Origin of the sequence: Methylobacterium gnaphalii (genome assembly GCF_007992215.1) — a bacterium.
Lineage (GTDB): Bacteria > Pseudomonadota > Alphaproteobacteria > Rhizobiales > Beijerinckiaceae > Methylobacterium > Methylobacterium gnaphalii.
The window spans coordinates 147,247-170,543 of sequence record NZ_BJZV01000001.1; the positions used below are offsets into that span (position 1 = coordinate 147,247).

Annotated in this window: 23 protein-coding genes; 11 read left to right on the top strand and 12 right to left on the bottom strand. The window is 68.9% G+C overall.

The window, feature by feature from the left end:
• The first annotated feature begins 397 nt into the window (after positions 1-397).
• From MGN01_RS00615 to MGN01_RS00625, 3 genes are all read left to right on the top strand, one after another.
• Positions 398-835, top strand: coding sequence for a Ros/MucR family transcriptional regulator (locus MGN01_RS00615; protein WP_147044634.1), 438 nt, complete (start codon positions 398-400; stop codon positions 833-835).
• 111 nt (positions 836-946) lie between these two features.
• On the top strand, positions 947-1,147 hold the full coding sequence (locus MGN01_RS00620) for a hypothetical protein (protein WP_147044635.1): 201 nt from the start codon (positions 947-949) through the stop codon (positions 1,145-1,147).
• Between the two features lie 173 nt (positions 1,148-1,320).
• On the top strand, positions 1,321-2,172 hold the full coding sequence (locus tag MGN01_RS00625) for a DUF6456 domain-containing protein (RefSeq protein ID WP_238257681.1): 852 nt from the start codon (positions 1,321-1,323) through the stop codon (positions 2,170-2,172).
• An 8-nt stretch (positions 2,173-2,180) separates the two neighbouring features.
• Here MGN01_RS00625 and fhuF read toward each other — a convergent pair whose 3' ends face one another.
• From fhuF to MGN01_RS00640, 3 genes are all read right to left on the bottom strand, one after another.
• Positions 2,181-2,900: a siderophore-iron reductase FhuF gene (gene fhuF, locus MGN01_RS00630; protein WP_147044636.1), complete on the bottom strand. Its 720-nt coding sequence runs from the start codon at positions 2,898-2,900 to the stop codon at positions 2,181-2,183.
• On the bottom strand, positions 2,897-4,141 hold the full coding sequence (locus MGN01_RS00635; RefSeq protein WP_147044637.1) for an MFS transporter: 1,245 nt from the start codon (positions 4,139-4,141) through the stop codon (positions 2,897-2,899). Before MGN01_RS00635 ends, fhuF begins: the two co-directional genes overlap by 4 nt.
• A 155-nt stretch (positions 4,142-4,296) precedes the next feature.
• Positions 4,297-5,238, bottom strand: coding sequence for an alginate O-acetyltransferase AlgX-related protein (locus MGN01_RS00640; RefSeq protein WP_147044638.1), 942 nt, complete (start codon positions 5,236-5,238; stop codon positions 4,297-4,299).
• Positions 5,239-5,357: 119 nt separating this feature from the next.
• Here MGN01_RS00640 and MGN01_RS00645 point away from each other — a divergent pair, with 119 nt between their 5' ends.
• Positions 5,358-5,879, top strand: a complete 522-nt coding sequence (locus tag MGN01_RS00645) for a 2'-5' RNA ligase family protein (protein WP_147044639.1) — start codon at positions 5,358-5,360, stop codon at positions 5,877-5,879.
• Between the two features lies 1 nt (position 5,880).
• Positions 5,881-6,642, top strand: a complete 762-nt coding sequence (locus MGN01_RS00650; RefSeq protein WP_147044640.1) for a phosphatase PAP2 family protein — start codon at positions 5,881-5,883, stop codon at positions 6,640-6,642.
• Between the two features lie 71 nt (positions 6,643-6,713).
• Here MGN01_RS00650 and mnmE read toward each other — a convergent pair whose 3' ends face one another.
• The 5 genes from mnmE to MGN01_RS00675 form a co-directional block, all read right to left on the bottom strand.
• Positions 6,714-8,039 carry a tRNA uridine-5-carboxymethylaminomethyl(34) synthesis GTPase MnmE gene (mnmE, locus tag MGN01_RS00655; protein ID WP_147044641.1) on the bottom strand — a complete coding sequence of 442 codons (1,326 nt, stop codon included), beginning with the start codon at positions 8,037-8,039 and terminating at the stop codon, positions 6,714-6,716.
• A 142-nt stretch (positions 8,040-8,181) separates the two neighbouring features.
• Positions 8,182-9,525, bottom strand: coding sequence for a transcription termination factor Rho (rho, locus tag MGN01_RS00660; protein WP_147044642.1), 1,344 nt, complete (start codon positions 9,523-9,525; stop codon positions 8,182-8,184).
• Between the two features lie 310 nt (positions 9,526-9,835).
• The gene (locus MGN01_RS00665; RefSeq protein ID WP_147044643.1) at positions 9,836-10,492 is read right to left on the bottom strand and encodes a Smr/MutS family protein; all 657 of its coding nucleotides are present in this window, start codon (positions 10,490-10,492) and stop codon (positions 9,836-9,838) included.
• 9 nt (positions 10,493-10,501) lie between these two features.
• Entirely contained in the window at positions 10,502-11,707 is a 1,206-nt protein-coding gene (gene mltA, locus MGN01_RS00670) for a murein transglycosylase A (RefSeq protein WP_147044644.1), read from the bottom strand.
• A 16-nt stretch (positions 11,708-11,723) separates the two neighbouring features.
• Entirely contained in the window at positions 11,724-12,440 is a 717-nt protein-coding gene (locus MGN01_RS00675) for a Tim44/TimA family putative adaptor protein (RefSeq protein WP_147044645.1), read from the bottom strand.
• A 373-nt stretch (positions 12,441-12,813) separates the two neighbouring features.
• Between MGN01_RS00675 and secB the strand changes: the two genes are divergently transcribed.
• Positions 12,814-13,320 carry a protein-export chaperone SecB gene (gene secB / locus MGN01_RS00680; protein ID WP_147044646.1) on the top strand — a complete coding sequence of 169 codons (507 nt, stop codon included), beginning with the start codon at positions 12,814-12,816 and terminating at the stop codon, positions 13,318-13,320.
• Positions 13,321-13,366: 46 nt separating this feature from the next.
• On the opposite strand, the gene MGN01_RS00685 is transcribed toward secB, so the two are convergent.
• Together MGN01_RS00685 and MGN01_RS00690 are read right to left on the bottom strand one after the other, a co-directional pair.
• Positions 13,367-13,579 (bottom strand): hypothetical protein, encoded by a 213-nt coding sequence (locus MGN01_RS00685; protein ID WP_147044647.1) that lies wholly within the window; start codon positions 13,577-13,579, stop codon positions 13,367-13,369.
• A 121-nt stretch (positions 13,580-13,700) separates the two neighbouring features.
• Positions 13,701-14,084 carry a response regulator gene (locus MGN01_RS00690; RefSeq protein ID WP_147044648.1) on the bottom strand — a complete coding sequence of 128 codons (384 nt, stop codon included), beginning with the start codon at positions 14,082-14,084 and terminating at the stop codon, positions 13,701-13,703.
• A 183-nt stretch (positions 14,085-14,267) separates the two neighbouring features.
• Between MGN01_RS00690 and MGN01_RS00695 the strand changes: the two genes are divergently transcribed.
• Together MGN01_RS00695 and MGN01_RS00700 are read left to right on the top strand one after the other, a co-directional pair.
• Entirely contained in the window at positions 14,268-15,299 is a 1,032-nt protein-coding gene (locus MGN01_RS00695; RefSeq protein WP_147044649.1) for a bifunctional riboflavin kinase/FAD synthetase, read from the top strand.
• Positions 15,300-15,393: 94 nt separating this feature from the next.
• The gene (locus tag MGN01_RS00700; RefSeq protein ID WP_147044650.1) at positions 15,394-15,609 is read left to right on the top strand and encodes a hypothetical protein; all 216 of its coding nucleotides are present in this window, start codon (positions 15,394-15,396) and stop codon (positions 15,607-15,609) included.
• A 15-nt stretch (positions 15,610-15,624) separates the two neighbouring features.
• Here the strand turns inward: MGN01_RS00700 and MGN01_RS00705 are convergent, their stop codons facing one another.
• Entirely contained in the window at positions 15,625-16,023 is a 399-nt protein-coding gene (locus tag MGN01_RS00705; protein ID WP_147044651.1) for a DUF3775 domain-containing protein, read from the bottom strand.
• 216 nt (positions 16,024-16,239) lie between these two features.
• Between MGN01_RS00705 and MGN01_RS00710 the strand changes: the two genes are divergently transcribed.
• The 3 genes from MGN01_RS00710 to MGN01_RS00720 all read left to right on the top strand — a co-directional run bounded on the left by MGN01_RS00710 (position 16,240) and on the right by MGN01_RS00720 (position 19,566).
• Entirely contained in the window at positions 16,240-17,706 is a 1,467-nt protein-coding gene (locus MGN01_RS00710) for a hypothetical protein (RefSeq protein WP_238257677.1), read from the top strand.
• Between the two features lie 196 nt (positions 17,707-17,902).
• Entirely contained in the window at positions 17,903-18,100 is a 198-nt protein-coding gene (locus MGN01_RS00715) for a DUF3311 domain-containing protein (RefSeq protein WP_147044652.1), read from the top strand.
• Complete coding sequence (locus tag MGN01_RS00720; RefSeq protein WP_147044653.1) at positions 18,097-19,566, top strand: sodium:solute symporter family protein; 1,470 nt, start codon at positions 18,097-18,099, stop codon at positions 19,564-19,566. The genes MGN01_RS00715 and MGN01_RS00720 overlap by 4 nt, the downstream gene beginning before the upstream one ends.
• 74 nt (positions 19,567-19,640) lie before the next feature.
• Here MGN01_RS00720 and MGN01_RS00725 read toward each other — a convergent pair whose 3' ends face one another.
• Positions 19,641-23,156: a YhdP family protein gene (locus tag MGN01_RS00725; protein WP_147044654.1), complete on the bottom strand. Its 3,516-nt coding sequence runs from the start codon at positions 23,154-23,156 to the stop codon at positions 19,641-19,643.
• Positions 23,157-23,297: the final 141 nt, after the last annotated feature.

Consider the following 23,297-nt stretch of genomic DNA (forward strand, 5'->3'; position numbering starts at 1 on the left):
CCGTTCGTCGCCATGTGCCGCGCTCGCGCCCGACCCGCAACCCGGTGAACGGTCAGCGCCTCGCGCGCGGTGCCGCGGCTGGCTCGGCATGGTTGATCGGAGTCAAACGTTCAACTCCACGTGATCGTGCCGACATTCATGTCTGCAAAATCTCGACAAATCCACAGCGACTTTCGGAAAGTTGATTCCGGTTCAGGCTGCATGTCTGCTCTGTCTTGCGAGACGTAAGCGAATATCATAAGTGGCAAACCATCGCAGCGAGGCTGCCGCTTTTTCCAGAACACTTGCGGACGGTTGCGGTGTGCGGACCCATGCGGACGAGAACGGGACGTTCTGTTTGCCGGAACCTCCCGGCCTCCGTGCTCGGTGCGCCAAAGATAAGGGAACAGATCCGATCATGAACGAAGCTGAGACGCCGGTCGATTTCGTCGAACTGGCTGCCGACATCGTGTCGGCCTACGTGAGCAACAATCCGGTGCCTCCGGCGGAGCTGCCCCAGCTCCTCGGTCGCGTGCATGGCGCGCTGATCCAGGTGGCCAGCGGCACGGCGCCCGAGAGCACGGCGCCGGCCCAGCCGCAGCAGCCGGCCGTGCCGATCAAGAAGTCGGTCACGAACGAGTACATCGTCTGCCTCGAGGACGGCCGCACCTTCAAGTCGCTCAAGCGCCACCTGCGCGCCAAGTACAATCTCAGCCCCGAGCAGTATCGCGCCAAGTGGGGCCTGCCGCCCGACTATCCGATGGTCGCTCCGAGCTATGCCAAGGCCCGCTCCGATCTCGCCAAGGCCATCGGCCTCGGCCAGACCCGGGGTGGCGACTACGACGAAGCCGCTTGATCCGAGCGGCCGCATCGGTCCCCGAGAGTGGGTGGGCGGCTCTGCCGGGTACCCCGCCGGGGTCCGATGCGCCGACGGGGCGCTTCAGTCACAGGGAGCGTGGATGTCCCGATGAGCGATGACGACAAACCCCCATCCGAGAAGATTGCCGAGGTCAACGCGCTGCTCGCGGAATGGGCTGCGCGATCGGCCGGCGAGAGCGAGCAGCTGATCGCGCGGCTCGAGGGCATGGGCTACGAGGTCGCCGGCAAGTCCGAGGAGGAGATCGAGGAGATCCTCAGGAAGCCGCCGACCAGGCCCGCAAGAGGCTGAAGGGTATCGGCGTCCAAGACCGTCCCGACCGCCTTTGCTGGTTATCCCCGGGAGCGTGACGCTCAGAAGCCATCCCCGGGCAAAGGGAGCGTCAAGTCTTGTGATAGGATATTTTTCTTCTAACATCGGTCTCTTCCTCGTTCGAACGAGGTGGTCCGGCGTTGGAACAAATCATGAACATTGCGCGTCCTCGTAAGCCTGCCGCCGCCCATAGGCGGCCCGTCGGCGGTTCTGCTCCGCTCGGACGGGCGGCCGAAAAGCTGCTCAGCCAGCTTGCTGCGACGGGGGCCTATGCCCTTGCCGATCCCATCGATCCGGGAATGCTGATCCTGCGCAGCGGAGGTGAGGGCGTCTCGCTTGGCAGCGGGCGCTGTGTGGCCGAGGCGGGAGAGGCGCTGCTCCGCGCAGGACTCGTCGAGCGGGAGGGCGAGCGCCGGCAACGGCTGATCCTCAGCGACGCGGGCCGGGCGCGGCTGCGGCGCAGGGATCGGCCTGGCGACGCAGCCTTTCTCGCCCAGCATCTCGACCTCGTCGTCGACCGCGGCGGCGATGCGCCCGTGCTGCGGGACGCATCCGAATCCCCGCTCGCCTGGATGGCCCGCCGCCGCGGCCGGGACGGCGCGCCGCTGATCGATGCGGCCGCGTTCGAGGCCGGGGAGCGCCTGCGGCGCGACCTCACCCTGGCGGCGGTCCTGCCACAGATCGGCCCTGACTGGTCCAGGGTGAAAGTCGATGGCGGGGGACCGCGTGATCCGGCTGCGTCGTCCGACCGGCGGGTCGCCGCCAAGGAGCGGGTCGATCGGGCCCTGATGGCCGTGGGCGCCGACCTCTCGGGGCTGCTGATCGACCTGTGCGGCTTCCTTAAGGGGCTGGAGCAGATCGAATCCGAACGGAGCTGGCCGGCCCGCTCGGCCAAGGTCGTCGCCCGCATCGCCCTCGGCCGGCTCGCCGAGCATTACGGACTCGCCCGCGAGGCGACGGGTCCGGACCGGAGCCGCCTGAGGCTTTGGCGTGCGGGGCCTTGAGGGGCGGATCAGCCCTTGCCGCATGTCAGCGGGCACAGGGATCCGCAGGAGGCGATGCCTGGCAGACGTTGCCTTAGGCAGCACACGCGCCGCCGCGCGCAGCCGGAGGCTCCCGGGCACAGGGCCCGGGCGAGGGGGCTTCCGGTCCTGGCCCCGGCGCCCGGCCACCGGAGGCAGGAGGCGACGTCGGCAAAGGCCGGATCGCTCTCCTGCCCGAGCTCGCCGGCGACATAGTCGAAGATGACCGCGACGTTGCCCCACAGCACCCTGGGCGCGACGCCGCATTGTTCGCGGCAGAGGTCGATCAATGGGCGCAGATGATCGTCCATCAGGCCGGTCAAACCATCCGCCGCCGGGCAGGCGGAGGCACGCGCAGCCGCGAGGGCGTCCGGCTGCACGAGCAGGCAGGCGGGGCGGCCGGCCTCATCACATGCGAGGCTCGTCGCCTCGAAGGCGAGGGGCAGGGATCGGCCGAGGCACAGCAGCGCGGTCAGCGCGGGCGTGGCGAGCACGGCGAAATAGAACTGACTCCAGTAGGAGACCAGGGCCCGCCGATCGGTCGTATCGAGGCCGAGCCCAGTGCTGAAGCGCGCCAGCACGGCGTCGAAGACCGCCGGATCCCGCAAAGCGCTCAGCGGCAACGCGCCCGCATCGCCGGGGTCGGCTGCGACGCCGCCGCGATAAGCGTCGAGCGAAGCGGGGACGTGCTCGGCGATCTCCGCGATCATGAACGCGCCTCGCCGTCGGCCTGAAGCGTCCGGCGGATCGCGACGATGAGCCAGGCCGCGGCGGCGGCGTAGACGGGCAGGGCAGCCGTGAAATAGCCGGGCCAGCCGAGGTCTCCGGCCAGCGCCGGAGCGGCCAACCGGAGTGGCATCGCCGCGAAGAAGGCCGCTCCGAACAGCAGCGCATAGTCGGTGGCTGGCTGCGGACCCTGCGCCCAGCGGTAGATCATCTTGAACACCGGCACGCCCATCAACCCCGCGCAGACGAAATTGCCGACGGTCGCGGCAACGGCGAGCCAGGCCGCCCCGGTGGCGCAGGCCGCAGCCATCGCCCCGCCGGTGACGAGGACGCCGAGTGCTCCGACGAGGAGCGTCGGCACCGTGCCGAACCGCGCCGCAACGCCGCCCGCCACCACGGCCATGACCAGGTTGATCCCGGGAAAAACCGTGCCGGTCAGTACGCCGACCTGCGACAGGGACACGCCGAGATCGAGCAGCGCCAAGGTGTTCGGCCCGGACAGGAGGTAGGTCGCCGCGAAATAGGCGCCGAGCACCAGGATTCGCGTCGCCATCGCACGCAACCGAGCCATGGACCCCGCAAAGCGCTCGGGTCGGCCGCCGGCACCCCGCAGACGCTCTTCCGGATAGAACAGGATCGGCAGCAGGCAGAGAATGTCGAGAGCCGCGCAGGCCAGGATCGCGCCGCGCCACCCGATGACATCGTAAGCTCCGACCAGGACGCCGATGCCGAGGATGCCGCCGAGCGAGGCGCCGCAGAGCTTGGCCGAGGCTACGAAGGTCCGCCGCTCGGCCGGCACGGTCTCGACGACGAGAGCCTCCAGCGCGATGTCCATGGTCGCAACGCAGGCACAGGCTGCGACTGCCACCGCAAGCAGCGCCGGCAGCGGCCAGTGCTCGCCGAAGCTCAATCCGACGAGCAGAGCGACGGTCATGCCCTGCGCGCCCACGATCCAACCGATCCAGTGATCAAGGATCGGCAGACGGATCCTGTCGAGGGCGGCTGCCCACAGGAAAGTCAGACCCACAGGCAGGTTGATGAGCTGCAACAGGCCGACCTCGGCCAGCTCCATGCCCCTGGTGCGCAGGATCAGCGGCGCGCCGCCCGAGAGGAAGCCGAGCGTGGCACCAAAGGTCACGTAGAGGCAGAAGAACGGTGTGAGGGCGCGGATCGCGGGCAGGCGGCCGGCGCGGATGCCGGCTTGCGCGATCACGGCTCCGCTCATCGCGTCGGCCCTGCCACGCGTTCCCAGCCAAGCCGACGATCGTTCGAGCGACCGCAGTTTAGAATCGGACTAATCCACTGATCGTGTTGAGTTTTCGCTGACTACTCAACCAATGTGCGCGGAGCAAGGCGGCGCTGTCGCATGTCAGGCGAGCCTCACGCCGCGGCGGCTGCCTCATGCGGAGCGGAGAGGTCGGTCGGAGCGCGATCGGCGGCCTCGACATCGAAATCGTCCACTGGAATGCGCGCCATGAAGCGCTCGGCCATCTCGAACATCAGGATGTCCGGCCGCACGCGCTCGACATGTGCCCAGTCGATGCTCGATGACCAGATGAAGTGCAGCTCTGCGAAACTCTCGGCCAGGAAGCCGGTGAGCAGGGTGTGTGTGAAATGCGCGCAGGAATCCCCGAAGAGCATCACGGTACGCGGGTCGGCATCGGGCGACGCGTTCCGGTAGATGACGTGGGCGCCGACATGCAGCTCGCTGATGCGGCCGGCAGCCTCGTAGGCCTCGACCCGAGGGCTGGCCCAGGCGCGCACGGCGTTACGGTCGAGCGTCCAGTGGGTGACAGTCTCCCTCGGCTGCCCGGGAAGCTTCTCGCCAAGGTCCCATATGCCCTCGGTGGTGAAGCGGGGCCGACTGTCGATATCCGGCAGGGGCACAGCGCCGCAGGCCCGCATCAGGGCACGGTAGGCGATATGGCAGCCGTCGTAGCTCCAATGTGTATCTGTCCGGCGATAGAGCTCTGTCTCGTCGCGCGCGGCACGCAGCGGGGCGACCAGGTCGACGAAGCCGGCCAGCCCCATCAGGCGATGGGCGAGCCGGCGCGCCGGCGAGCGGGCGGGATCGTAGCGCAGGCCATCGGTGAAATTGTCGTAGATCGAGAGTTTTTCCGGCACGATGGTTTGGACACATCGAATGCCCAGCGCTTGTGCGCGGGCATTGCGCTGCCTGATCAGCCGGGCCCAGGACCGGATCCGCAGGAAATGCCAAGACAGGCGCCGGTACTGAATCAGGACGGAGTTGGTGCCGCCGATCAGGAAGAGCCAACCGTCGCGGCCGACATGGACGGTTCTGGCGGGATCGGGAGCCTGCATCAGCGGTCTCTAGACCATTTTTGTGCCATGGGAATTCCGGCCCTGGGATAGGGGTGAGGGCGGCCTGCTGCGGGGGTAATAGTGGAACCCTGGGACTGCCGCGCCATTTCGACGAGATCATGCCCGAACCGATCCCGCCCCTGATCCTGACGCTCCAGATGGAGGAGGATGCCTTCGCGCGCTTCGAGGAGCTGCGCCGCCAGCACTTTCCTAAGGCGCTCAACAAGATCCCGGCGCATGCGACGCTGTTCCACGCGCTCCCCGGCGCAGAAGAGGCCGGCATCACCGAGACGATCGACACATCGTGCCGCGCGACGCACCCGCCCGAGGTCAAGGTGACGGGCTTGCGGTTCACGGGGCGCGGCGTCGCCTTCGTGCTGGAATCCGAGGCGCTGTCGGCGTTTCGCGGCCGGCTCGCCACGGCATTCGAGCCCTGGCTAACGCCTCAGGACCGGCAGGGCTGGCGCCCGCACGTCACTGTGCAGAACAAGGTCGAACCCGGGACGGCGCGCGCCTTGCTGGCAGAGCTTGAGAGGGACTTCGTGCCGTTCCGGTTCACGGCGCCGGGCGTGCTGCTGTGGCGCTATCTCGACGGCCCCTGGGAGCCACGGGCCGCGCTGCTGTTCGGAGGGAGCCGCTGAGATGGGCGTCTTCGACATCGCTCGCCGCACCGGCGCGCCGATCGCCGGGGGGGCTAGCCGGATCTGGCTGCGATTCTACCTGAATGAGGTCGGGCCTCTTGTCTCGCTGCTCACCCTCAGCCTCCTCGGCTATGGCTTCTTCGCCCTGGCCTACGAGGTTGGGGCGGGCTCGACGGCTGCGCTCGACCGAAAGCTGCTGCTCGCCCTGCGCAATCCAGCGAATCTCTCCGATCCGATCGGACCGCCTTGGCTCGAGGAGGCGATGCGCGACATCACCGGCTGGGGCAGCGTCGTCACCATCGTCGTGCTGACGGCCAGCGTTTGCGCCTATCTCGCGCTGACCCAGCGGCGCCGCGTCGCGCTCTTCGTCCTGGCTGCGGTCGGCGGCGGGGAGGGCGTTTCGACGGTGCTCAAGCTCTTCTACCAGAGGCCGCGGCCCGACCTCGTGCCGCACGGCATGGAGGTGTTCACGGCGAGCTTTCCGAGTGGACACGCCATGATGTCGGCCATCGCCTTCCTGACGCTCGGCACCCTGCTCGCCCGCGTCGAGAGACGACGCCGGGTGAGTGCCATGGTGATGGTCCTGGCCGTCGCGATGACCCTGCTGGTCGGGCTCAGCCGGGTCTATCTCGGCGTGCACTGGCCGAGCGATGTCCTGGCTGGCTGGTGCGTGGGTGCAGCCTGGGCGGCCCTGTGCTGGTTCGTTGCCCTGCAACTGCAACGCCGCGGCGATGTCGAGCCTACGGGCCCACCCGCCAAATGACGGGCCGGGCGGTTGGCTCTGACAAACGGTAAAGGTTGGCTGGATGCAGCGTTTGCCGCTTCCTTGCACTGCTATTTTCCAATGCAGAAGCCGGCAAACAAACGGTCCAGCATCTCCTCCACGCCCACGTGACCCACGACCGTGCCGAGGGCGCGGACCGCGAGGCGCAGATCCTCGGCGACCAGTTCTGGCGCAGCGACGGCACCGCCCGCGACGCGGTCGAGATGCGCGCAGGCCTCGGTCAGCGCCGTACGGTGGCGCTCGCGAGTGATGAGCGCGTCGCTGCCACCGAGCGAGCGTTCCGCAGCGGCTCGGATCGCCTCGAGCAGGGCATCGAGGCCGGCGCCGCTCAGCGCGCAGACACCGATGCCCGCGGAATCGCCGCCCGAACGAGAGTCAGTGAGATCAATCTTGGTGCGCACGGCGAGGCCGCGCGCCGAGACCGGCTCAGACGCGACCCCTTCGCCAGCCGGCGATAGGTGCAGCACGAGGTCGGCATCCTCCATCCGGCGCCGGGTTCGGCGGATACCCTCTGATTCGACCGGATCGTCGGTCTCGCGCAGGCCGGCCGTATCGACGAGCACCACCGGCAGGCCGCCGAGGTCGCAGCGCACCTCGATCGCGTCCCGCGTAGTTCCGGGAATGGCGGAGACGATCGCGGCCTCACGTCCAGCCAGCGCGTTGAGCAGCGTCGATTTGCCGGCATTGGGCGGGCCGGCCAGCACGACGAAGAAACCCTCGCGCAGCCGTTCGCCGCGGCGTCCGTCGCCGAGCGCTGCGCGGATGCTGTCCGCCAGCGCACGGGCATCTTGCGCGAGGCCCGCCTCCAGGCCCTCCTCGTCGACGTCGCCCTCGTCGGCGAAGTCGAGCGCGGCCTCGGTGCGGGCATAGAGGTCGATCGCGGTGCTGCGCCAGGCCTCGACCTGCCGGCCGAGGGCACCGTCGAGCTGCCGCAGGGCTTGGCGGCGCTGAGCCTCGGTCTCGGCATCGACGAGGTCGGCGATGCCCTCGGCCTGCGTCAGGTCGAGCCGGCCATTGAAGGCGGCGCGGCGGCTGAAGTCGCCGGGGCCGGCTGCCTGACAGCCGGGAAAGCGGCCGAGCACGCCAAGCACGGCGTGGCGAACTGCGACGCCGCCATGCAGATGGAGCTCCGCCATGTCCTCGCCGGTGAAGGTGGCGGGCGCGGGCATGAAGACGACGAGGCCGCGATCGAGAACTTCACGGGTCTCGGGATCGCGAAGGGCGCGCAGCGACAGCCGGCGCGGCTCGGGCACGGTGCCACCGATCGCCTTGAGCAGGCTCGTGCAGGACGGTCCGCTGATCCGGATCACGGAGACGGCCGCGCGGCCAAAGCCGCTGGCAGGGGCAAAGATGGTTGAAACGTGTGAGGAAGGCATTCGCGAGACACTCGCCACCGGCGCCTCTCACATCCAACACGTCATCGCGAGCGCCAGCTCAGCAATTCAGGCCATACCCGCGACGCAGGCGCGGTGGCTCTGGATTGCTGAGCTACGCTCGCAATGACGGGGAAAGACCCCGTCAGGTGTTCATCGAGTCGAAGAAGTCGCCGTTCGTCTTGGTCTGGCGCAGCTTGTCGAGCAGGAACTCGATCGCGTCGGTGACGCCCATCGGGTTGAGGATGCGGCGCAGGACGTAGGTCTTCTTGAGCGCGTCGGCCGGGACCAGCAGCTCCTCCTTGCGGGTGCCGGAGCGGGTGATGTCGATCGCCGGGAAGATGCGCTTGTCCGAGACCTTGCGGTCCAGGATGATTTCCGAGTTACCGGTGCCCTTGAACTCCTCGAAGATCACCTCGTCCATCCGCGAGCCGGTATCGATGAGCGCGGTGGCGATGATCGAGAGGGAGCCGCCCTCCTCGATGTTGCGGGCGGCACCGAAAAAGCGCTTCGGACGCTGCAGGGCGTTAGCGTCGACACCGCCGGTGAGCACCTTGCCGGAGGACGGCACCACCGTGTTGTAGGCGCGGCCGAGGCGGGTGATCGAATCGAGCAGGATGACCACGTCACGGCCGTGCTCGACCAGGCGCTTGGCCTTCTCGATCACCATCTCGGCGACCTGCACGTGGCGGGTGGCCGGCTCGTCGAAGGTCGAGGCGATGACCTCGCCCTTCACCGAGCGGATCATGTCGGTGACCTCTTCCGGGCGCTCGTCGATGAGCAGCACGATGAGGTAGCACTCGGGGTGGTTGAGGGTGATCGACTGCGCGATGTTCTGCATCAGCACGGTCTTACCGGTGCGCGGCGGCGCGACGATCAGCGCGCGCTGGCCCTTACCGATCGGCGCGACGATGTCGATGATGCGGGGCGAGAAATCCTTCTTCGGCGGAGCGTCGAGCTCCAGCTTGAAACGCTGCGTCGGGAAGAGCGGCGTCAGGTTGTCGAAGTGGACCTTGTGCTTGATCTTCTCCGGATTCTCGAAGTTGATCGTGTTGACCTTGAGCAGCGCGAAGTAGCGCTCGCCGTCTTTGGGGCCGCGGATCGGGCCCTCAACGGTATCGCCGGTGCGCAGGCCGAAGCGGCGGATCTGCAGGGGCGAGATGTAGATGTCGTCCGGGCCGGGCAGGTAGTTCGATTCCGACGAGCGCAGGAAGCCGAACCCGTCCTGCAGCACCTCGACGGTGCCGGCGCCGATGATCTCGGTTTCCCTGGCAGCAAGCTGCTTCAGGATCGCGAACATCAGCTCCTGCTTGCGCATGGTCGAGGCGTTCTCGACCTCGACCTCCTCGGCGAAGGTCGTGAGTTCGGTGGGCGACTTCGCCTTGAGATCCTGGAGCTTGACCTCGCGGCGGACCTCGGTCTCGGCGGCTGCGACAGGTGCCTCGACGGGCTCGTCCGTGGAAACCGGAGCGTCGTTCTGTGACGTCATGGGGAGAATTCGAACCGACGGAGTACGGGGAGAGGAAGAGAGGGAGGATTTGGTTCGAGCCGGGCGCGAGACTTGCGCCACAAGTCGGATCGTTATCGCCGGAAGCGATCGGCCCGCGCATCGTCTTGAATGGACCTCGGGGGCCCGGATGCGACACGACTACGATTGGAAAGCGAGCGTGCTTAGCGCGTTTCGATGCGTGGCTCAAGGCCACCCTTCAGGAGGTGAGGCGGCGGCCAGTTGGGATAGGCATTCCCGAACCCGGGCGCCTGTCCGACATCTTTGGGGGCAGGCGGCGAAGTCGGTGCGATCAGCGTCGCCGCAGGCGGACGTAGAGGGCGCCGGCGCCGCCGTGGTGACGCGCGGCTTCCTCGAAGCCCAGGACGACGGCACGCAGCTCGGCGCCGCGTAGCCAATGCGGCACGGAACGGCGCAGCACGCCGCGCTCCGAGAAGGTGCCGTCCATCGCCGCGTCACCGCCCTTGCCCGTGACGACGAGGACCCGGGCATGACCGGCCTGGCGCGAGCGCAGCAGAAAGCCGATCAGGGCCGCGTGCGCATCCGCCTGGTAGAGGCCATGCAGGTCGATGCGTGCGTCGATCGCGAGCGTCCCGCGGCGAAGGCCCATGCGCTCGCGGCGCTCCAGTCCGGGTGGCTTGGGCGCCGAGGACAAGGTGAAGGGTTGAGGCGCTGGACTTGCCGGCGCATGTGCGAGTTCGGCGAGCTTCACCGGCCGATGCGACACCGGCTTCGCCGCCTTGGCCGGCGGATGGATGGGCCTTGCGGGCTCAGCGGCCTTTGCCGCGACGGGGCGGGCGATCCGCTTCTTCTCGACCGCGGGGGGAGCAGCCGGCGCGTCAGGCACCGGCTTGGCGCGGCCGCGCAGGGGCGTGATCAGCTTGGCGATCTCGCCCCAGAGGCGCGCCTCTTCGCCGGAAAGCGTGCGCGGTCGTCGTGGCCGTCTCATCGCGGCAGCTCAGCGCGCATCCGCCGAGGCCGGCGGCGCGGCTGGCTTAGGCAGCAGGACGACAAAGCTGATCGCGTGGCGCAGGTTGCCGGCGGCGGCGCCCGCGGCATCGCCGGTGCCGAGATAGAGATCACCGCGGGCAGGCCCGACGATCGCCGAGCCGGTATCCTGAGCCACAACGAGGCGGCCGCGTTGGCTGGCATCCGGCGAGAGCTGCCCGTCCAGCCAGAACGGCAGGCCGTAGCGCCAGAGCGTGGCATCCACGGCTAGGCTGCGGCCTGGGGTCAGCGGCACACCCGCCCCGCCCGGCGGACCGAGGGCGACATCCGTCGCCTCCTCGAGCTTGAAGAACACATAGGCTGCGTTGGTGCGCATCAGCCGCCGGGCCTCCGCCGGATGCGCGCGCAGCCAGCCCGCCCAGCGCGCCAAGGTCAGCCCCTCGAGAGGCAGGTGGCCCTCGGTCACGATGGTCTTCACCACCGAGCTGTAGGGCCGACCGTTCTTGCCGTCGTAGCGCAGGCGCAGGCTACGTCCGTCCGGCAGGCGCACGCGGCCGGAGCCCTGCACCTGGAGCACGAAGAGGTCGACCGGGTCGCGCAGCCAGAGCATGGGCCTGGCCCGGTCGCCGAGCGCCCCGTCCTCGATCGCTGCCCGGTCGGGATAGGGCTCGAAGCCGGTCGGCGTGCGCCGGGCGAAGCGTAAAGCGGGGTCGAGGCCGGGCGGGGTCTGGCCGGGCTCGATCGCGACGAGGTCGTCCGGCCGGGCGAGAGCCGCGGCGGTAAAGTCCGGACCGGGCACGAGCGAGGCAGCGAGTTCCGGCTCGAAATAGCCGGTGAGGAAACCGGCGCGCCGCTCGGATTCGATGACGCGGGTCGGGCGCGTGACACGGTAGGCCGTGAAGGCGCTCTCGAAGAAAGAGCGGGCGTTTTCACGCGGCACGTTCCGAGCGGCGTCGCAGGCCGCGGCGAGATCCGTCGTGGAGCCGCGAACGGCCGCGGGCTGGCCGAGCGCGGCGAGTGGCGCAGCGCAGGTCAGGCGGAAGGCGTCGAGGGCGGCGGCGTGATCGTCCGTCGCGAACCCGGCGAGGCTCGAGAGCGGGACCGGTTCGAGCACGGCGTCGGCGAAGCGGATCGGCTCGACTGCCCGGGCCGAGCCGGAGACGAGAGCCGCGGCCGCCGCGATCGCGAGAACGAGTCTGGACCGTTGGGCGGCCATGGCTTGCGCGGCTGAATCAGCCGCCGGCTTCGGTGGCGACGAGCTGCCAGTTCGGGTCGCGGCTGCCGAGCGTGCGGGCGAAAGTCCAGACGTCGGGCACCTCGACCACCGTCTCGGCGCTGCCGTCGACGACGTTGCCGTCCGCATCGCGCGTCGCGGTGATGAGGTTGGAGAGGAAGCGCACGGTGATCTGCGCGACGCGGTTCTTCACGTCCACGGCGACGATCTCGGCCTTGTCGATCGAGACGAAGGTGGTCTCGGCGGTCTGCTTGCGCTGCTCGCGCTCGGTGATCGCCTGTTCGAAGCCTTCCGCAACCTCGCGCGAGAGCAGGCTGCGCAGGGTCTTGCGGTCGCCCTTGTTGAAGGCGAGCACGATGGCCTCGTAGGCCTTCTTCGAGCCCTCGACGAAGCTGCGCGGATCGAAGGACGGCTCGATCTGCAGCACCTGTTCGAGGCCGGCGGCCACCGGCGAGCCGGGCTCGGCGATGCCGCGCCAGTCGCGCACAGGCGCCGCAGCGGGCGCGACGGATTGGCCGCGATCGGCGCCGGGCAGGCGCACGACGTTGTCGCCCTCCTTGCGGCCGGCCGACGGCTCGGTGCGGTTCCGCTCCACTGGGCGGAACGGCGAGCGCTCCGCGCCCGTCTTCTGGCCGAGCACCGAGCGCAGCCGCCAGATCACGAAGACCGCCAGCCCGAGAAAAATGATCGTTGTAACGTCGAAGGAATCCTGCATCACCGATCCGGATCGTGGTCACCGCACGAGCGTGCCGAACGCGAACGTGCTCTGGTCGCGAGGCGTTGCGAACCATCCCGCACTGCGCCCTTTAGCCGAGCCGCGCGCAAGGATCGAGCCGCCGCGCCGCGGATCGGTGCGGAGGGCACGCTTGCCCTGATTACCGCGATATGGGGTGGGAGCGCGAGCGGTTCCAGAAGGAATCCGCGCGTGGAGCGCGCGACCAATGCTCGCCACGGACGTTGCGGCCGGTCTGCTTGTTCGCGCCTGGACGGCATGGTAGCGCGCTGGCGCCGAGACGGTCGGGGCGCGAGATGCCCCGCAAACCGGGCCGGGCGTCGAGGCCCGCAGAGTTCCAGGAAGGAGACACGTCATGGCCGATACTTCGGCACCGAACGGCGGCGCGCCGCAGACCGAAGACCTCGCGCCGGCGATCAACGCCCTCGCGCAATACGCCAAGGACCTTTCTTTCGAGAACCCGCTGGCGCCGCGCTCGCCGCAGCCGCAGGACGGCGGGCCGCAGATCAACATTCAGGTCAACGTCAACGCGCAGCAGCTCGCCGAGCAGGATTTCGAGGTCGTATTGACGCTCGAGGGCGACGCCAAGGTGCAGAACGACGTGCTGTTCGCCTTCGAGTTGAAATATGCGGGCGTCTTCCGGATGCGGAACATCCCGCAGGACCAGATCCATCCGGCCGTGATGATCGAGTGCCCGCGGCTGCTCTTCCCGTTCGCCCGCCAGATCGTCGCCGACGCGGTGCGCAACGGTGGCTTCCCGCCGCTCTACATCGATCCGATCGATTTCGTCGGTCTCTACCGCCAGAAGGCGGCCGAGGCACAGGGCGGGGCCGCCGAGACCAGCGGGCCTCTGTCGTCCTGATCAACGAGCGCCCTCGGCCGTCACGGTCGGGGGCACTACCGGCCCGTCACTCTGCTGGGGCGTCGCGTTCGAGACGGCGACGCAGGCGGGTCGCGCCGTAGACGGCGGCCAGGCGCTGGCGTGCGGCGTGGACCGGGGCCGCCTCGCGCTCGGCGCGCGCGGCGGCGATCACCAACAAAGTCGTTGCGATGGAATGCTGCAGGCGTCCCTGCGCGAGGACGTCGCCGGACGCGGCCGGCTTCGTATCGACATCTGCCATGGTCAGCCCCTCGAGCGCTTACGGCTCCGACGCTCTCTGGTGGAGCGGTCGGAGCCATATTCGCGGCTCGCTTGTCGGGAGCAAGGCAGCTTGGCTGTATCCCCGACGGGGGCGGTGCTGATCAGGCGCCGCAGACGGCCTCGATCTTGCTCTTCAGCGTCGCCGCGTTGAACGGCTTGACGATGTAGTTGTTCACGCCGGCCTTCTTGGCGGCGATGACGTTCTCGGTCTTGGACTCGGCCGTGACCATGATGAACGGCGTGGTGCGCAGGCCCTCGTCGGCGCGCACGTGGCGCAGCAACTCGTAGCCCGTCATCGGCTCCATGTTCCAATCAGAGATCACGAGTCCGTATTTGCGAGTCTTGAGCCGGCCCAGGGCGGCCGTGCCGTCCGAGGCGTCGTCGACGTCCTCGAAGCCGAGCTGCTTCAGCAGGTTGCGGATAATGCGGACCATCGTCTGATAATCGTCGACGACGAGGATCGGCATGCCGAGGTCGAGGGCCATGGAAGGTCTGCTCCGGGGGGCGGGGCCGGTGCCGTGATGCGGCCCCGTAATCGGTGGCAATTTACCGACCCGATCTTGCGAAGCGGTTAATCTCCCGCATCTCGCCTACGGTTCGGCGTTCGCTTGACCCGCTCCCCGGTTTTCGACAGGGACGACACCGCATCCGCAACTGGCAAGGCCCCGATGTCGTCTGGCGAGGAGATCCCCCCGCGCGATCCGTCTCGATCGGAAGGCCTCCAGAGGCGGGCGGCAGGCTTCGCGATCTTTCGCGGGGAGGGCGCTCCGCCGGCCGAACTGGCGGGAGCCGTCGCAGCGCTCGGAAATTTCGACGGCGTGCATCGGGGTCACCGCGTGCTGCTCGATGCAGCATGCGAGGAAGCCCGGAAGGCCAGGCCGCCTCGTCCTGCCGTCGCCTTGACCTTCGAGCCGCACCCGCGCGCTTATTTCGCACCCGACCAGCCGATGTTCCGCCTCACCGGTCCGGCGGCAAAGGAAATCGCCTTCGCGCATTACGGGCTCGACGGACTGATCGAGCAGCGGTTCGACGCATCCCTGGCAAGCCTAAGTCCGGCGGAATTCGTCGAAAGCCTGCTCAAGCGGCGGCTTGGGCTCTCGGGCGTCGTCATCGGGCACGATTTCCATTTCGGGCGCGGCCGCTCCGGCACACCCGCGATCCTCACCGATCTCTGCGCAGGGGCCGATCTCGCCTGCCGCATCGTCCCGGCGGTGTCGCTCAAGCCCGGCCAGCAGCCGATCTCGTCGAGCGGGATCCGCGCGGCCCTCGGCGCCGGCGCGGTGACCGAGGCGAACGCGCTGCTCGGCTATCGCTGGTTCGTGCTCGGAGAGGTCCGCCACGGCGAGAAGCGTGGCCGCGACCTCGGCTTTCCGACAGCGAACCTCGCGCTCGACTCCTGCGGCCTCGCCCACGGCATCTACGCCGTGCGCATGCGGCTCGCCGACGGCAGCCTGCGGAACGGCGTCGCGAGCTACGGCCGCCGCCCGACCTTCGACAACGGCGCCCCGCTGCTGGAGACCTATCTGTTCGACTTCTCCGGCGACCTCTACGGGCAGACGGTCGGGGTGGAGTTCATCGGCTTCATCCGCGGCGAGGAGCGCTTCACGAGCGCCGAGGCGCTGGTTGCGCGCATGCATGTCGACGCCGCGGAGGCGCGTGCGATCCTTGCGGAAGACCGCGTAGTCTCGATGCTCGCTTGAGATTCGCGGGGCGGGCCGGAAACCGACGGCACTGCTGAAGCGTAACGCTTGGCGCGCCGCCCACATGAGGGCTGGCTCGCCTGGAGATCCGCTCATGAATGTCTTCATCGCCGTCGTGCTTGTCTGCGCCAACGGCATTCCGCAGGACGCGTGCAACGACGACAAGGCGAGCGAGGTGCGCAAGGTCCGTGTCGCGAACGAGCTCGGCTGCACCAGCGGCTGGCAAGAGATCATCGCCCGCACGGACCTGCGCGACGAGGTCGGCAAGACCTCCTACCTCAAGACCGAATGCCGCCGGGTAAAGGAGTAGGCGGCATCGCCTGGCTCAGGCCTCGGGCAGATCCTGGCTCAGGCCGAGGGCATCGAGCCCTTCTTCCAGCAGGTTGCCGGCATCGGGCGTGTGCAGGAGCTCCTTGATCGCGCCTTCGCCCACCGCCTGGCGCTCGCGTGCGAAGGCGACGGCCCCGTCCCAATCCTGCGCCTCGTAATCGCCGCGGCCGACATAGAGCAGCGCCAGGAGCTCGGCGCGCTGATCGTCGTTGAGCCCGCGGATCATGCCGCGCACCTCGCTCTCGGTGGCGTCATCGGTGTCGGAGGTGAGCACGTCGGTCGAGCCGTCGTCGATCGGGTTCGAGCCGGAATCGGGATCGGTGACGCCCTCCTTCACCTCGACCGCCTTCAGCCGGAAGACGATGTCGGTAACGGTGTCGACGGCGATGTCCATGGAAACTCCTGACGCGGTGGTGGAAAGAAACAGGCCGAGAGCGGGAGCCGGACGTGGAGCGGCTGCGTTCGGAATGCGCTTTCCGCCGCCGAGCCTGTGGTTCTGGACAATCCAACCCCTGAACGCGGCAGAGGGTTCGAATCTGTGCGGTACGAAATCCGCCTTCTCCGTCCATGGGATATCGCACCGGCCCCGATGCATGCTTCCTCTTCAGTCTTGAGATCTGCGGCCCGCCTGCTCCGCCTCGCCGGGCCGGCGGCCATCGCCTTCCTCTGGATCGTCCCTGCTCGGGCCGAGCCCGAGAGTACGGCGCCGTCCTGCTACGCGACGGCCGGAGGGGCGCTCGAGATCTGCCGGTCCGGCGGCGAGCCGGAGGGTGTGCTCTACGCGCCGCCGACATGCCGCTTCGCCTCCGGCGTCCAGATCGTCCGGCTGCAGGCCCGCAGTGCGCCGGGGCCGCTTCAGGCCGTGTTCCAGGCCGAGCCACCCCGCCGGGACAAGCGCGGGAAGGAGGCCTGCGAGCCGGATCTCAGGGCGACGGACCCGGCGATCGGCGGTTCGGTGCGCTCGGGCCGGCTGACCGAACAGCTCGCCGGTACGATGCCGCCGACCGCGTATCGCTTCTGGAGCGGCACGGCCCAGGCGGAGACCTCCCCGCGACGCCGGGGACGCCACGGCCATCGGCGGCGAGAGGCCAAGCCGCAGGAGGCGAGGCCCGCGGTCGAGGCCCGCGAGGGCGTCGGCGCCCGCGATCCGATCACGGTGGCCGGGCGCGACTGGGCGGGGGACGACTATCACTATGTCTTCATGATCGCGACGGAGGCGGTCGAGGAGCGTCGGCGTCACGTGCTGATCCAGGCGCGGACGCTCGACTTCGAGACTTTTGACGTCCGGCAGCGGGCGGCCGGTACGGAGGCCACCGAATGGGTGCCCTTCGGCGAGCAGAAGACGGCGGCACGCGGCCGGCGCTCGCGCCGTTCTCGCTCGCCCGAGCCGCCGCCTCTGGCGCCCGTGCTCGACGAGGCCGGCAAGCCGATCGTCGGCAACTGTACCGGCGAGGGTTTCGACGTGCAGGGCCTCGTCGGTTCGGTGAGCGTGGTCGATCAGGTCTACCACTACTTCTATACCGACGTGCTGCCCTCGGATTGCTCCGAGCCGCCGGCCAAGCGCCGGCTCGGACTCTATCTGCGCACGAGCCGCGACGTGACCGCGGAGAAGGTGTGGTCGGCCCCGCAGACGATGATCGACGTGCTGCCGCCGGACACGCTGGTGCGGGTCGGTAAGGCCAAGGGCATGGAGCGCTGGGCGATCGCCTATTCCTGCTTCCGCCCGGCCAACGCGCCCGGCGGCCCGGTCGCCGATATCTGCCTGCACTACACGACCGACCTGTCGACCGCCTCCTTCAAGGCGCTGGCGCTCTTCGCCGAACCGGCGAGCGCGGCACGCTCGCCGGCCTATCTGGCCCTGCGCTCGGGCGGCGACGGCAGCGGCCGCTACAGCCGCGATGGCTTCTTCTGGATGACCGACCGCTACGGTAATGTCGACACGCCGGGCACCTACCCGACCAAGGGCGGCTTCCTGACATGGCTCGACCGGCTCGCGCCGCGCTCGGATGGCAGCGCGGGATCGAGCCTCTACGGCCGGCCGGTCTATTGGTCGACCTGGACGGTGCGGCGGCGCTGAGGTCGCCGAGAGCCGTGGCGGCACCGACGATGAACGGCGTCGTGCCTCTCACATCCGCTGCGAGGATGCTGGGGGCTGCCCTGCGGGCGGCAAGGCTTGCCATCGCGCAGGTTCTTGAGAAGGCTGGGAGCCGCGCTCCTTCCACCGTCCGGTCGTGCAAGCACTGCACGGACAGGCTCTCGAACACGGGTCAGGTATGAAACACGTCAGATGGCTCGTCCTGTTGCCGTTCCTCGGCATGCTCGGAGGGCCGTTCGTGCTCAACCGGGTCGAGCCCCTGGTATTCGGCCTGCCGCTGCTGCTGGCCTGGCTCGTCGCCTGCGTGGTCGCGAGCTCGGCGGTGATGGGCGTGATCTATCTCTGCGATCCGGCCCGTTCGGAGACCGAGCAATGAACGCCGCGCTGCCGATCATCGCGCTCGCCGTCGTCCTCGCGCTCGGCCTCGGCCTGTGGGCGCGCGCCGGTCACGACATGAGCCTCGAGCAATGGACCGTCGGCGGGCGCGGCTTCGGGACGATGCTCGTCTTCCTGCTGATGGCGGGGGAGGTCTACACCACCTTCACCTTCCTCGGCGCCTCCGGCTGGGCCTACGGCAAGGGCGGACCGACCTACTACATCCTCTGCTACCTCTGCCTGATCTACCTGATCTCGTACTGGCTGCTGCCGCCGGTCTGGCGCTACGCCAAGCAGAACAAGCTTTTCTCGCAGCCCGACTTCTACGCCGCGAAATACGAGAGCCCCTGGCTCGGCGTGCTCGTGGCGCTGGTCGGGCTCGTGGCGCTCGTCCCCTACATGGTGCTGCAGCTGAAAGGCCTCGGCATCATCGTCACTACCGCCTCCTACGGCGCGATCTCGCCGACGGTGGCGATCTGGATCGGTGCCGCCACGGTGACGGCCTACGTGATGGCGTCGGGCGTGCGCGGATCGGCCTGGAACTCCGTCATCAAGGACGTGCTGATCCTGTCGGTGGTGGTCTTCCTCGGGCTCTACCTGCCCTACCACTATTATGGCGGCATCGAGCCGATGTTCCGGGCGATCGACCAGGCCAAGCCCGGCTTCCTGGCGCTGCCCGAGCGCGGACAGAGCGCGAGCTGGTTCGCCTCGACGACGCTGCTGACCGCTTTGGGCGGCTGGATGTTCCCGCACATCTTCGGCTCGGTCTACACGGCGCGCGAGGCGAACGTGTTCCGCCGCAACGCGGTGTTCCTGCCGCTCTACCAGCTGATGCTGCTCTTCGTGTTCCTGGCGGGCTTCGCCGCCGTGCTCCAGGTGCCGGGCCTTAAGGGGCCGGATGTCGACCTCGCCCTGTTCAAGCTGTCGATCGAGGCGTTTCCGCCCTGGTTCGTCGGCGTGATCGGCGCCACCGGCGTCTTCACCGCCCTGGTGCCGGGATCGATGATCCTGATCGCGGGGGCGACGCTCGTGGCGCACAACCTCTACCGGCCGCTGCGCCCCCAAGCGACGGACGCCTCGATCGGCCGGCTCGCCAAGCTGGCGACGCCGCTGCTGGCGCTTGTCTGCGTGGGATTCACGCTGCAGGGCGGCGAGACCATCGTGCAGCTCTTGCTGATGGGCTACGCCTTCGTCACGCAGCTCTTCCCGGCGCTGCTGACCAGTCTCATGGCACGTAATCCCCTGACCAAGGAGGGCGCAGCGGCCGGGATCGTGGTGGGCGTCGGCACAGTGGCGGCGACGGCCATCGGCGGCCACAGCATGACGAGCCTGTTCCCGTCGCTGCCGGGCGCGATCCAGGACATGAATATCGGCGCCGTCGCTCTCGCGCTCAACGTCGTCGTGGGGCTGCTGGTCAGCCTCGCGACCCGGCGCGCCGTCTCAGCGCAAGCCATGGCGACGAAATAGACATCGCGCCGATCACGATGCGTCGCAGGGCCGCGTGGCTGACGATGGCGATGGCCCTCGCATGAGACGCGCCCTCAGCGCTCCGGCAATCCATTCGCGGAGGGGCCTGCCGCGCCCGCGCCTCCGCCGGCACCGAAGAGCTGGCGCAGGAATCCCGGTGCGACAGCCGAGAGCGGGTTCACGTTGACCGTCGGCTTGGTGATCGACCCCGAGACGGCGAAGTTCACGCCGAACAGGCCCTCGTTGCGGTCGCCGGCAAGCAGTGGCCCGACGATCGGCACATGCGCCACGACGTTGTTGAGGGCGTAGAGCGGCACGAAGGTGCCGTCGATCTGCGTGCGCTCCTTGGCGGTGTCGAGCCAGCCACCCATGGTGAAGCCCATGGCGGCGTTGGAGATCACGGCGTCGGAGAAGCTCACGCGCGGGCCGTTGCGCGTGAAGACCGCGCGCATCCGGTCGAAGCCGACATCGCTGGCCGCCGCGACCCGCCGACCACGTGCGTCGACGGCATCGCCCGCGGCCGGGCTCGAGGCCATGATCCGCGAGAGCGCCGGCTCGTCGCGCAGCACGAAGTTCGAGACCTTCACGGCGCCCTGCTGAGGGCCGTCGTTCAGGTACAGGCTGAGGTCGAGCTTGCCGCCATACATGCGCTTGTAGACGTCGAAGAAGCGCAGCGTCGCGCCGGAATCGGTGGATTCGAGCGAGAGCAGGGGCTGCCCACGCTCGGGCCGGATGCTGGCTGAGAGCGGGGAACTGCCGAAGCGGCCCTTGATCTGCGCATTGCGGACGTCGCCGTCGCGCAGCGAGAGTTTCAGGTTCGCGTTGGTCAGAGCCTCGCCGTTATGGCCGGTCAGGATGTTGAGGGCGATGTCCGCCTCGACGTCCTTGCCATCCTTGTCCCTGCTCTTTTTCGGTTCCCCGCCGGTCAGGGATTTGAGGAACGGCCGTGCATCGGCGACCTGGCCCTTCACCGCAACCTTGTAGACACCGCTGCCGTGATCCACGGAGACGCGCATGTCATCGCCCGGCGAGAGCTTGAGACTCGTCAGTTCGGCCCGGTCGAAGCCGCCATCGGCGGTGATGGCGGCGCTGCCGCGGGCGAGTGCCGGGGCGGCGTCGAGCACGATGTCGCGCAGGTCCGAACCGCCGCCGGCCGTCTCGGCGAGGGTGAAGCCGAGCTTGCCCGGCTTGCCAGCGGCCTTCGACCAGCCCGGCAGCAGGCCGTCGATGCCGGCCTTGGTGAGATCGGCCTCGACGCGGATCGGCGCCTTGCCCGGCCCGGGGCGGCCGATGGGCACGGTGAGCCGTGCCGGAATCGGTCCCGAGAGTTGAGGCGCGACCGGATAGCCCTTCTTGGCGCGGAAGGTCTCGTCGAGGACGAGGGAGATCAGTGCTTCGCCGGGCGCGCCGGGCTTGGGCTGCTTGAGATCGATCGTCAGGGGGGTGCCGAGCACGCGGCCGTCGCCCTTCATGGTGAAGCCGCTGCGGTCGTAGTTCAAAGCGAAGCGGCCCTGCTCGAAGCGCTCCTTGCCGAAGGCCCTGTCGACGGAGAGGTCGGACAACGCCCCGTTCAGCGAGACCGGAATGTCGGCGAGGTCCGGGACGTGCTTCAGGTTCAGCGGGAAGTCGATGCGCAGATCGGCACGCCCCTTCACGGTGGCCGGGTCGATGTCGGTGCCGGTCAGTCCCTTGAGCATCTTGGTCTGGAGCAGGGCGGCGACCGCGTCGGCGCCCCCGCCGAGGCGAAAGCCGATCTGGGCGGGGACCTTGTCGGGCTGCGGGTCGCGGATCGTGAATGAGCCGTCGCTGATGCCGAGCGTGCGGTTGTCGGCCATGCGGAGATCCGCGCTGGCACCGCCGATCGTCGTCGAGCGGCCGGTGATCACCCCTTTCAGCCGGGCGTGGCTGAGCGGCGGCGCGTCGCGGGACACCGTGAGGGCGGCATCCGAGACCGCGAGGTCGATGTGGAGGGACTGGTCGGGCAGCGGCGCGCCCTGGATGGCCGAGGCCATCTCGGCACCGCTCAGGTCGACCACGATGTCGGTCGCGTCGACCTGACCGCCGACCAGATAGTCGACGAGGTAGTAGCGCACGGCCGGTGCGATGTGCTCCGGCCAGAGCCGCAGGGCGAGGCGCCCGTCGGTATGATCGGCCTTGATCCGAAGAGTGATGCCGTCGTCGTCGCGGCGCGTCCCGATCGTGCCGGTGATGGTGCCGTTCAGCTTCTCCCCGCGCATCGAGAAATCGTCGATGCTGATGCCGCCCTCGCGGCCGGTCAGCTGGCCCTTGAGCGCGGCGACCTTCACGGGAGGGTCGGCGGGCGTCGCCCCGCGCAGGATCGCGTTGCTGCCACTGAAGCCGAAGGTCCACATGGAGTCGGAGCCGGGCGCGCTCTGCGCCCAGGCGCCCTCCAGCCGCACGGTGTTGCCGGCGCCGGAATAGTCCAGGGAATCGAGCCGCAGGGCACGGCTGGCCTCGTCCCAGCTCGCCGCGGCGGCGAGCGTCTCGATGGTGACCGGGTTGAAGTCCTTCTCCTCGATGAGGAGATTGCCGGCGCCGGAATGCAGGCCGACCTTCATCGCCTCGATGCGCCCGGCATTGATCGCCACATCGGCGGAGGCCGAGAGCTTCAGGTCGGTCTCGACCGGCAGCTTCGAGAGGCCCCCGAGCAGCAGCATGTCGGTGACGGGCAGGTCGTCGAGGGTGATGGTGCCGGCACGCCGGCCGCCGCCTTCCTCGTGCACGTCGCCGCCGAAGCGCCACTCGCCGTGCGGGCCGTCGATGCGCAATTCGAAGATGCGGGCGTCGCGGGTGGCGTCGCGCCGGAACAGGCCGTTGACGCGCTCGAACACGGCACGCTCGCGCGCCTGGTCGTCGATCAGCGTCAGGCGGCCATTGGTGATCCTGGCCCGGTCGAGGGCGCCGACAACGCCGGCGGAATCGAGCACCACGCCGAAGATCGAGGCGACTGCGGCGGAGACTGGCGAGACCGTGCCACGCGCCGGGTCTACGCTCGGGAGGGTATGAGGTTTCACCGCAGCCGCGTCGGCCGGCGAGGAGGCGGCGAAGGCGATCGAGCCGTCGCCGTGCACCAGCGCCGTCATCCGCAGGTCGCGGAATTCGATGGAGCGCGGCTGAACCGAGAACTTCAGAAGGCCCCAGGTGTCGATACTGACCACGGCGAGCGGGGCGCTGACCACCAGCGCGCCCTCTGGATTGAACACGGCGAGCCCCGCCACGCGCAGCGCGAGCGAATTCTCGGAATCGAGTTCCAGCGAGCTGTCCTTGAGGTCGACGCGCCAGCCGGAGCCGATGCTGCTGGCGAGACTGGCGGCGACGCGCTCGGACATGCCGTCGATGCGCAGCGGTCCCTGCGAGAGGCGCAGCACCGCGAGTCCCGTGCCGAGACCGAGCAGGAAGACCAGCAGCACAGCGCCCAGCATGCACCGGCGGCGGATACGGCCCGGCGTCTTACGCGGCTGTTCCGGCGGCGCCTTGGGGGCAGCAGGCTTGCCGGGCGAAATTTTGCCGGTCGCAGCCTTGCCGGTCACCGCTTCCTCGAGGAGCGAGTGGGCCGTTTCCTGGTCCATTCATCCTTCGCCGCTGGAGTGGCACGCACACCCGGGGTAAGCGGGCGACGAGCCTTGGGTCTGGTACGTTTGTCGGCGTGGCGCGCCACAACGTCGGGGCGCATGTCCAGAGGGACACGATCAATCAGCCGAAAGGAAGGC

Bases quoted from the DNA above. Each gene is read 5' to 3' on its own strand.
- MGN01_RS00715 (WP_147044652.1), top strand. From the start codon at position 17,903: ATGAAACACGTCAGATGGCTCGTCCTGTTGCCGTTCCTCGGCATGCTC.
- MGN01_RS00700 (WP_147044650.1), top strand. From the start codon at position 15,394: ATGAATGTCTTCATCGCCGTCGTGCTTGTCTGCGCCAACGGCATTCCG.
- MGN01_RS00690 (WP_147044648.1), bottom strand. From the start codon at position 14,084: ATGGCCCTCGACCTCGGCATGCCGATCCTCGTCGTCGACGATTATCAG.
- MGN01_RS00650 (WP_147044640.1), top strand. From the start codon at position 5,881: ATGGGCGTCTTCGACATCGCTCGCCGCACCGGCGCGCCGATCGCCGGG.
- MGN01_RS00635 (WP_147044637.1), bottom strand. From the start codon at position 4,141: ATGAGCGGAGCCGTGATCGCGCAAGCCGGCATCCGCGCCGGCCGCCTG.
- MGN01_RS00665 (WP_147044643.1), bottom strand. From the start codon at position 10,492: ATGAGACGGCCACGACGACCGCGCACGCTTTCCGGCGAAGAGGCGCGC.
- rho (WP_147044642.1), bottom strand. From the start codon at position 9,525: ATGACGTCACAGAACGACGCTCCGGTTTCCACGGACGAGCCCGTCGAG.
- MGN01_RS00685 (WP_147044647.1), bottom strand. From the start codon at position 13,579: ATGGCAGATGTCGATACGAAGCCGGCCGCGTCCGGCGACGTCCTCGCG.
- MGN01_RS00725 (WP_147044654.1), bottom strand. From the start codon at position 23,156: ATGGACCAGGAAACGGCCCACTCGCTCCTCGAGGAAGCGGTGACCGGC.
- MGN01_RS00625 (WP_238257681.1), top strand. From the start codon at position 1,321: ATGAACATTGCGCGTCCTCGTAAGCCTGCCGCCGCCCATAGGCGGCCC.
- fhuF (WP_147044636.1), bottom strand. From the start codon at position 2,900: ATGATCGCGGAGATCGCCGAGCACGTCCCCGCTTCGCTCGACGCTTAT.
- MGN01_RS00615 (WP_147044634.1), top strand. From the start codon at position 398: ATGAACGAAGCTGAGACGCCGGTCGATTTCGTCGAACTGGCTGCCGAC.
- MGN01_RS00720 (WP_147044653.1), top strand. From the start codon at position 18,097: ATGAACGCCGCGCTGCCGATCATCGCGCTCGCCGTCGTCCTCGCGCTC.
- MGN01_RS00645 (WP_147044639.1), top strand. From the start codon at position 5,358: ATGCCCGAACCGATCCCGCCCCTGATCCTGACGCTCCAGATGGAGGAG.
- MGN01_RS00695 (WP_147044649.1), top strand. From the start codon at position 14,268: ATGTCGTCTGGCGAGGAGATCCCCCCGCGCGATCCGTCTCGATCGGAA.
- MGN01_RS00675 (WP_147044645.1), bottom strand. From the start codon at position 12,440: ATGCAGGATTCCTTCGACGTTACAACGATCATTTTTCTCGGGCTGGCG.
- secB (WP_147044646.1), top strand. From the start codon at position 12,814: ATGGCCGATACTTCGGCACCGAACGGCGGCGCGCCGCAGACCGAAGAC.
- MGN01_RS00620 (WP_147044635.1), top strand. From the start codon at position 947: ATGAGCGATGACGACAAACCCCCATCCGAGAAGATTGCCGAGGTCAAC.
- mltA (WP_147044644.1), bottom strand. From the start codon at position 11,707: ATGGCCGCCCAACGGTCCAGACTCGTTCTCGCGATCGCGGCGGCCGCG.
- MGN01_RS00705 (WP_147044651.1), bottom strand. From the start codon at position 16,023: ATGGACATCGCCGTCGACACCGTTACCGACATCGTCTTCCGGCTGAAG.
- mnmE (WP_147044641.1), bottom strand. From the start codon at position 8,039: ATGCCTTCCTCACACGTTTCAACCATCTTTGCCCCTGCCAGCGGCTTT.
- MGN01_RS00640 (WP_147044638.1), bottom strand. From the start codon at position 5,238: ATGCAGGCTCCCGATCCCGCCAGAACCGTCCATGTCGGCCGCGACGGT.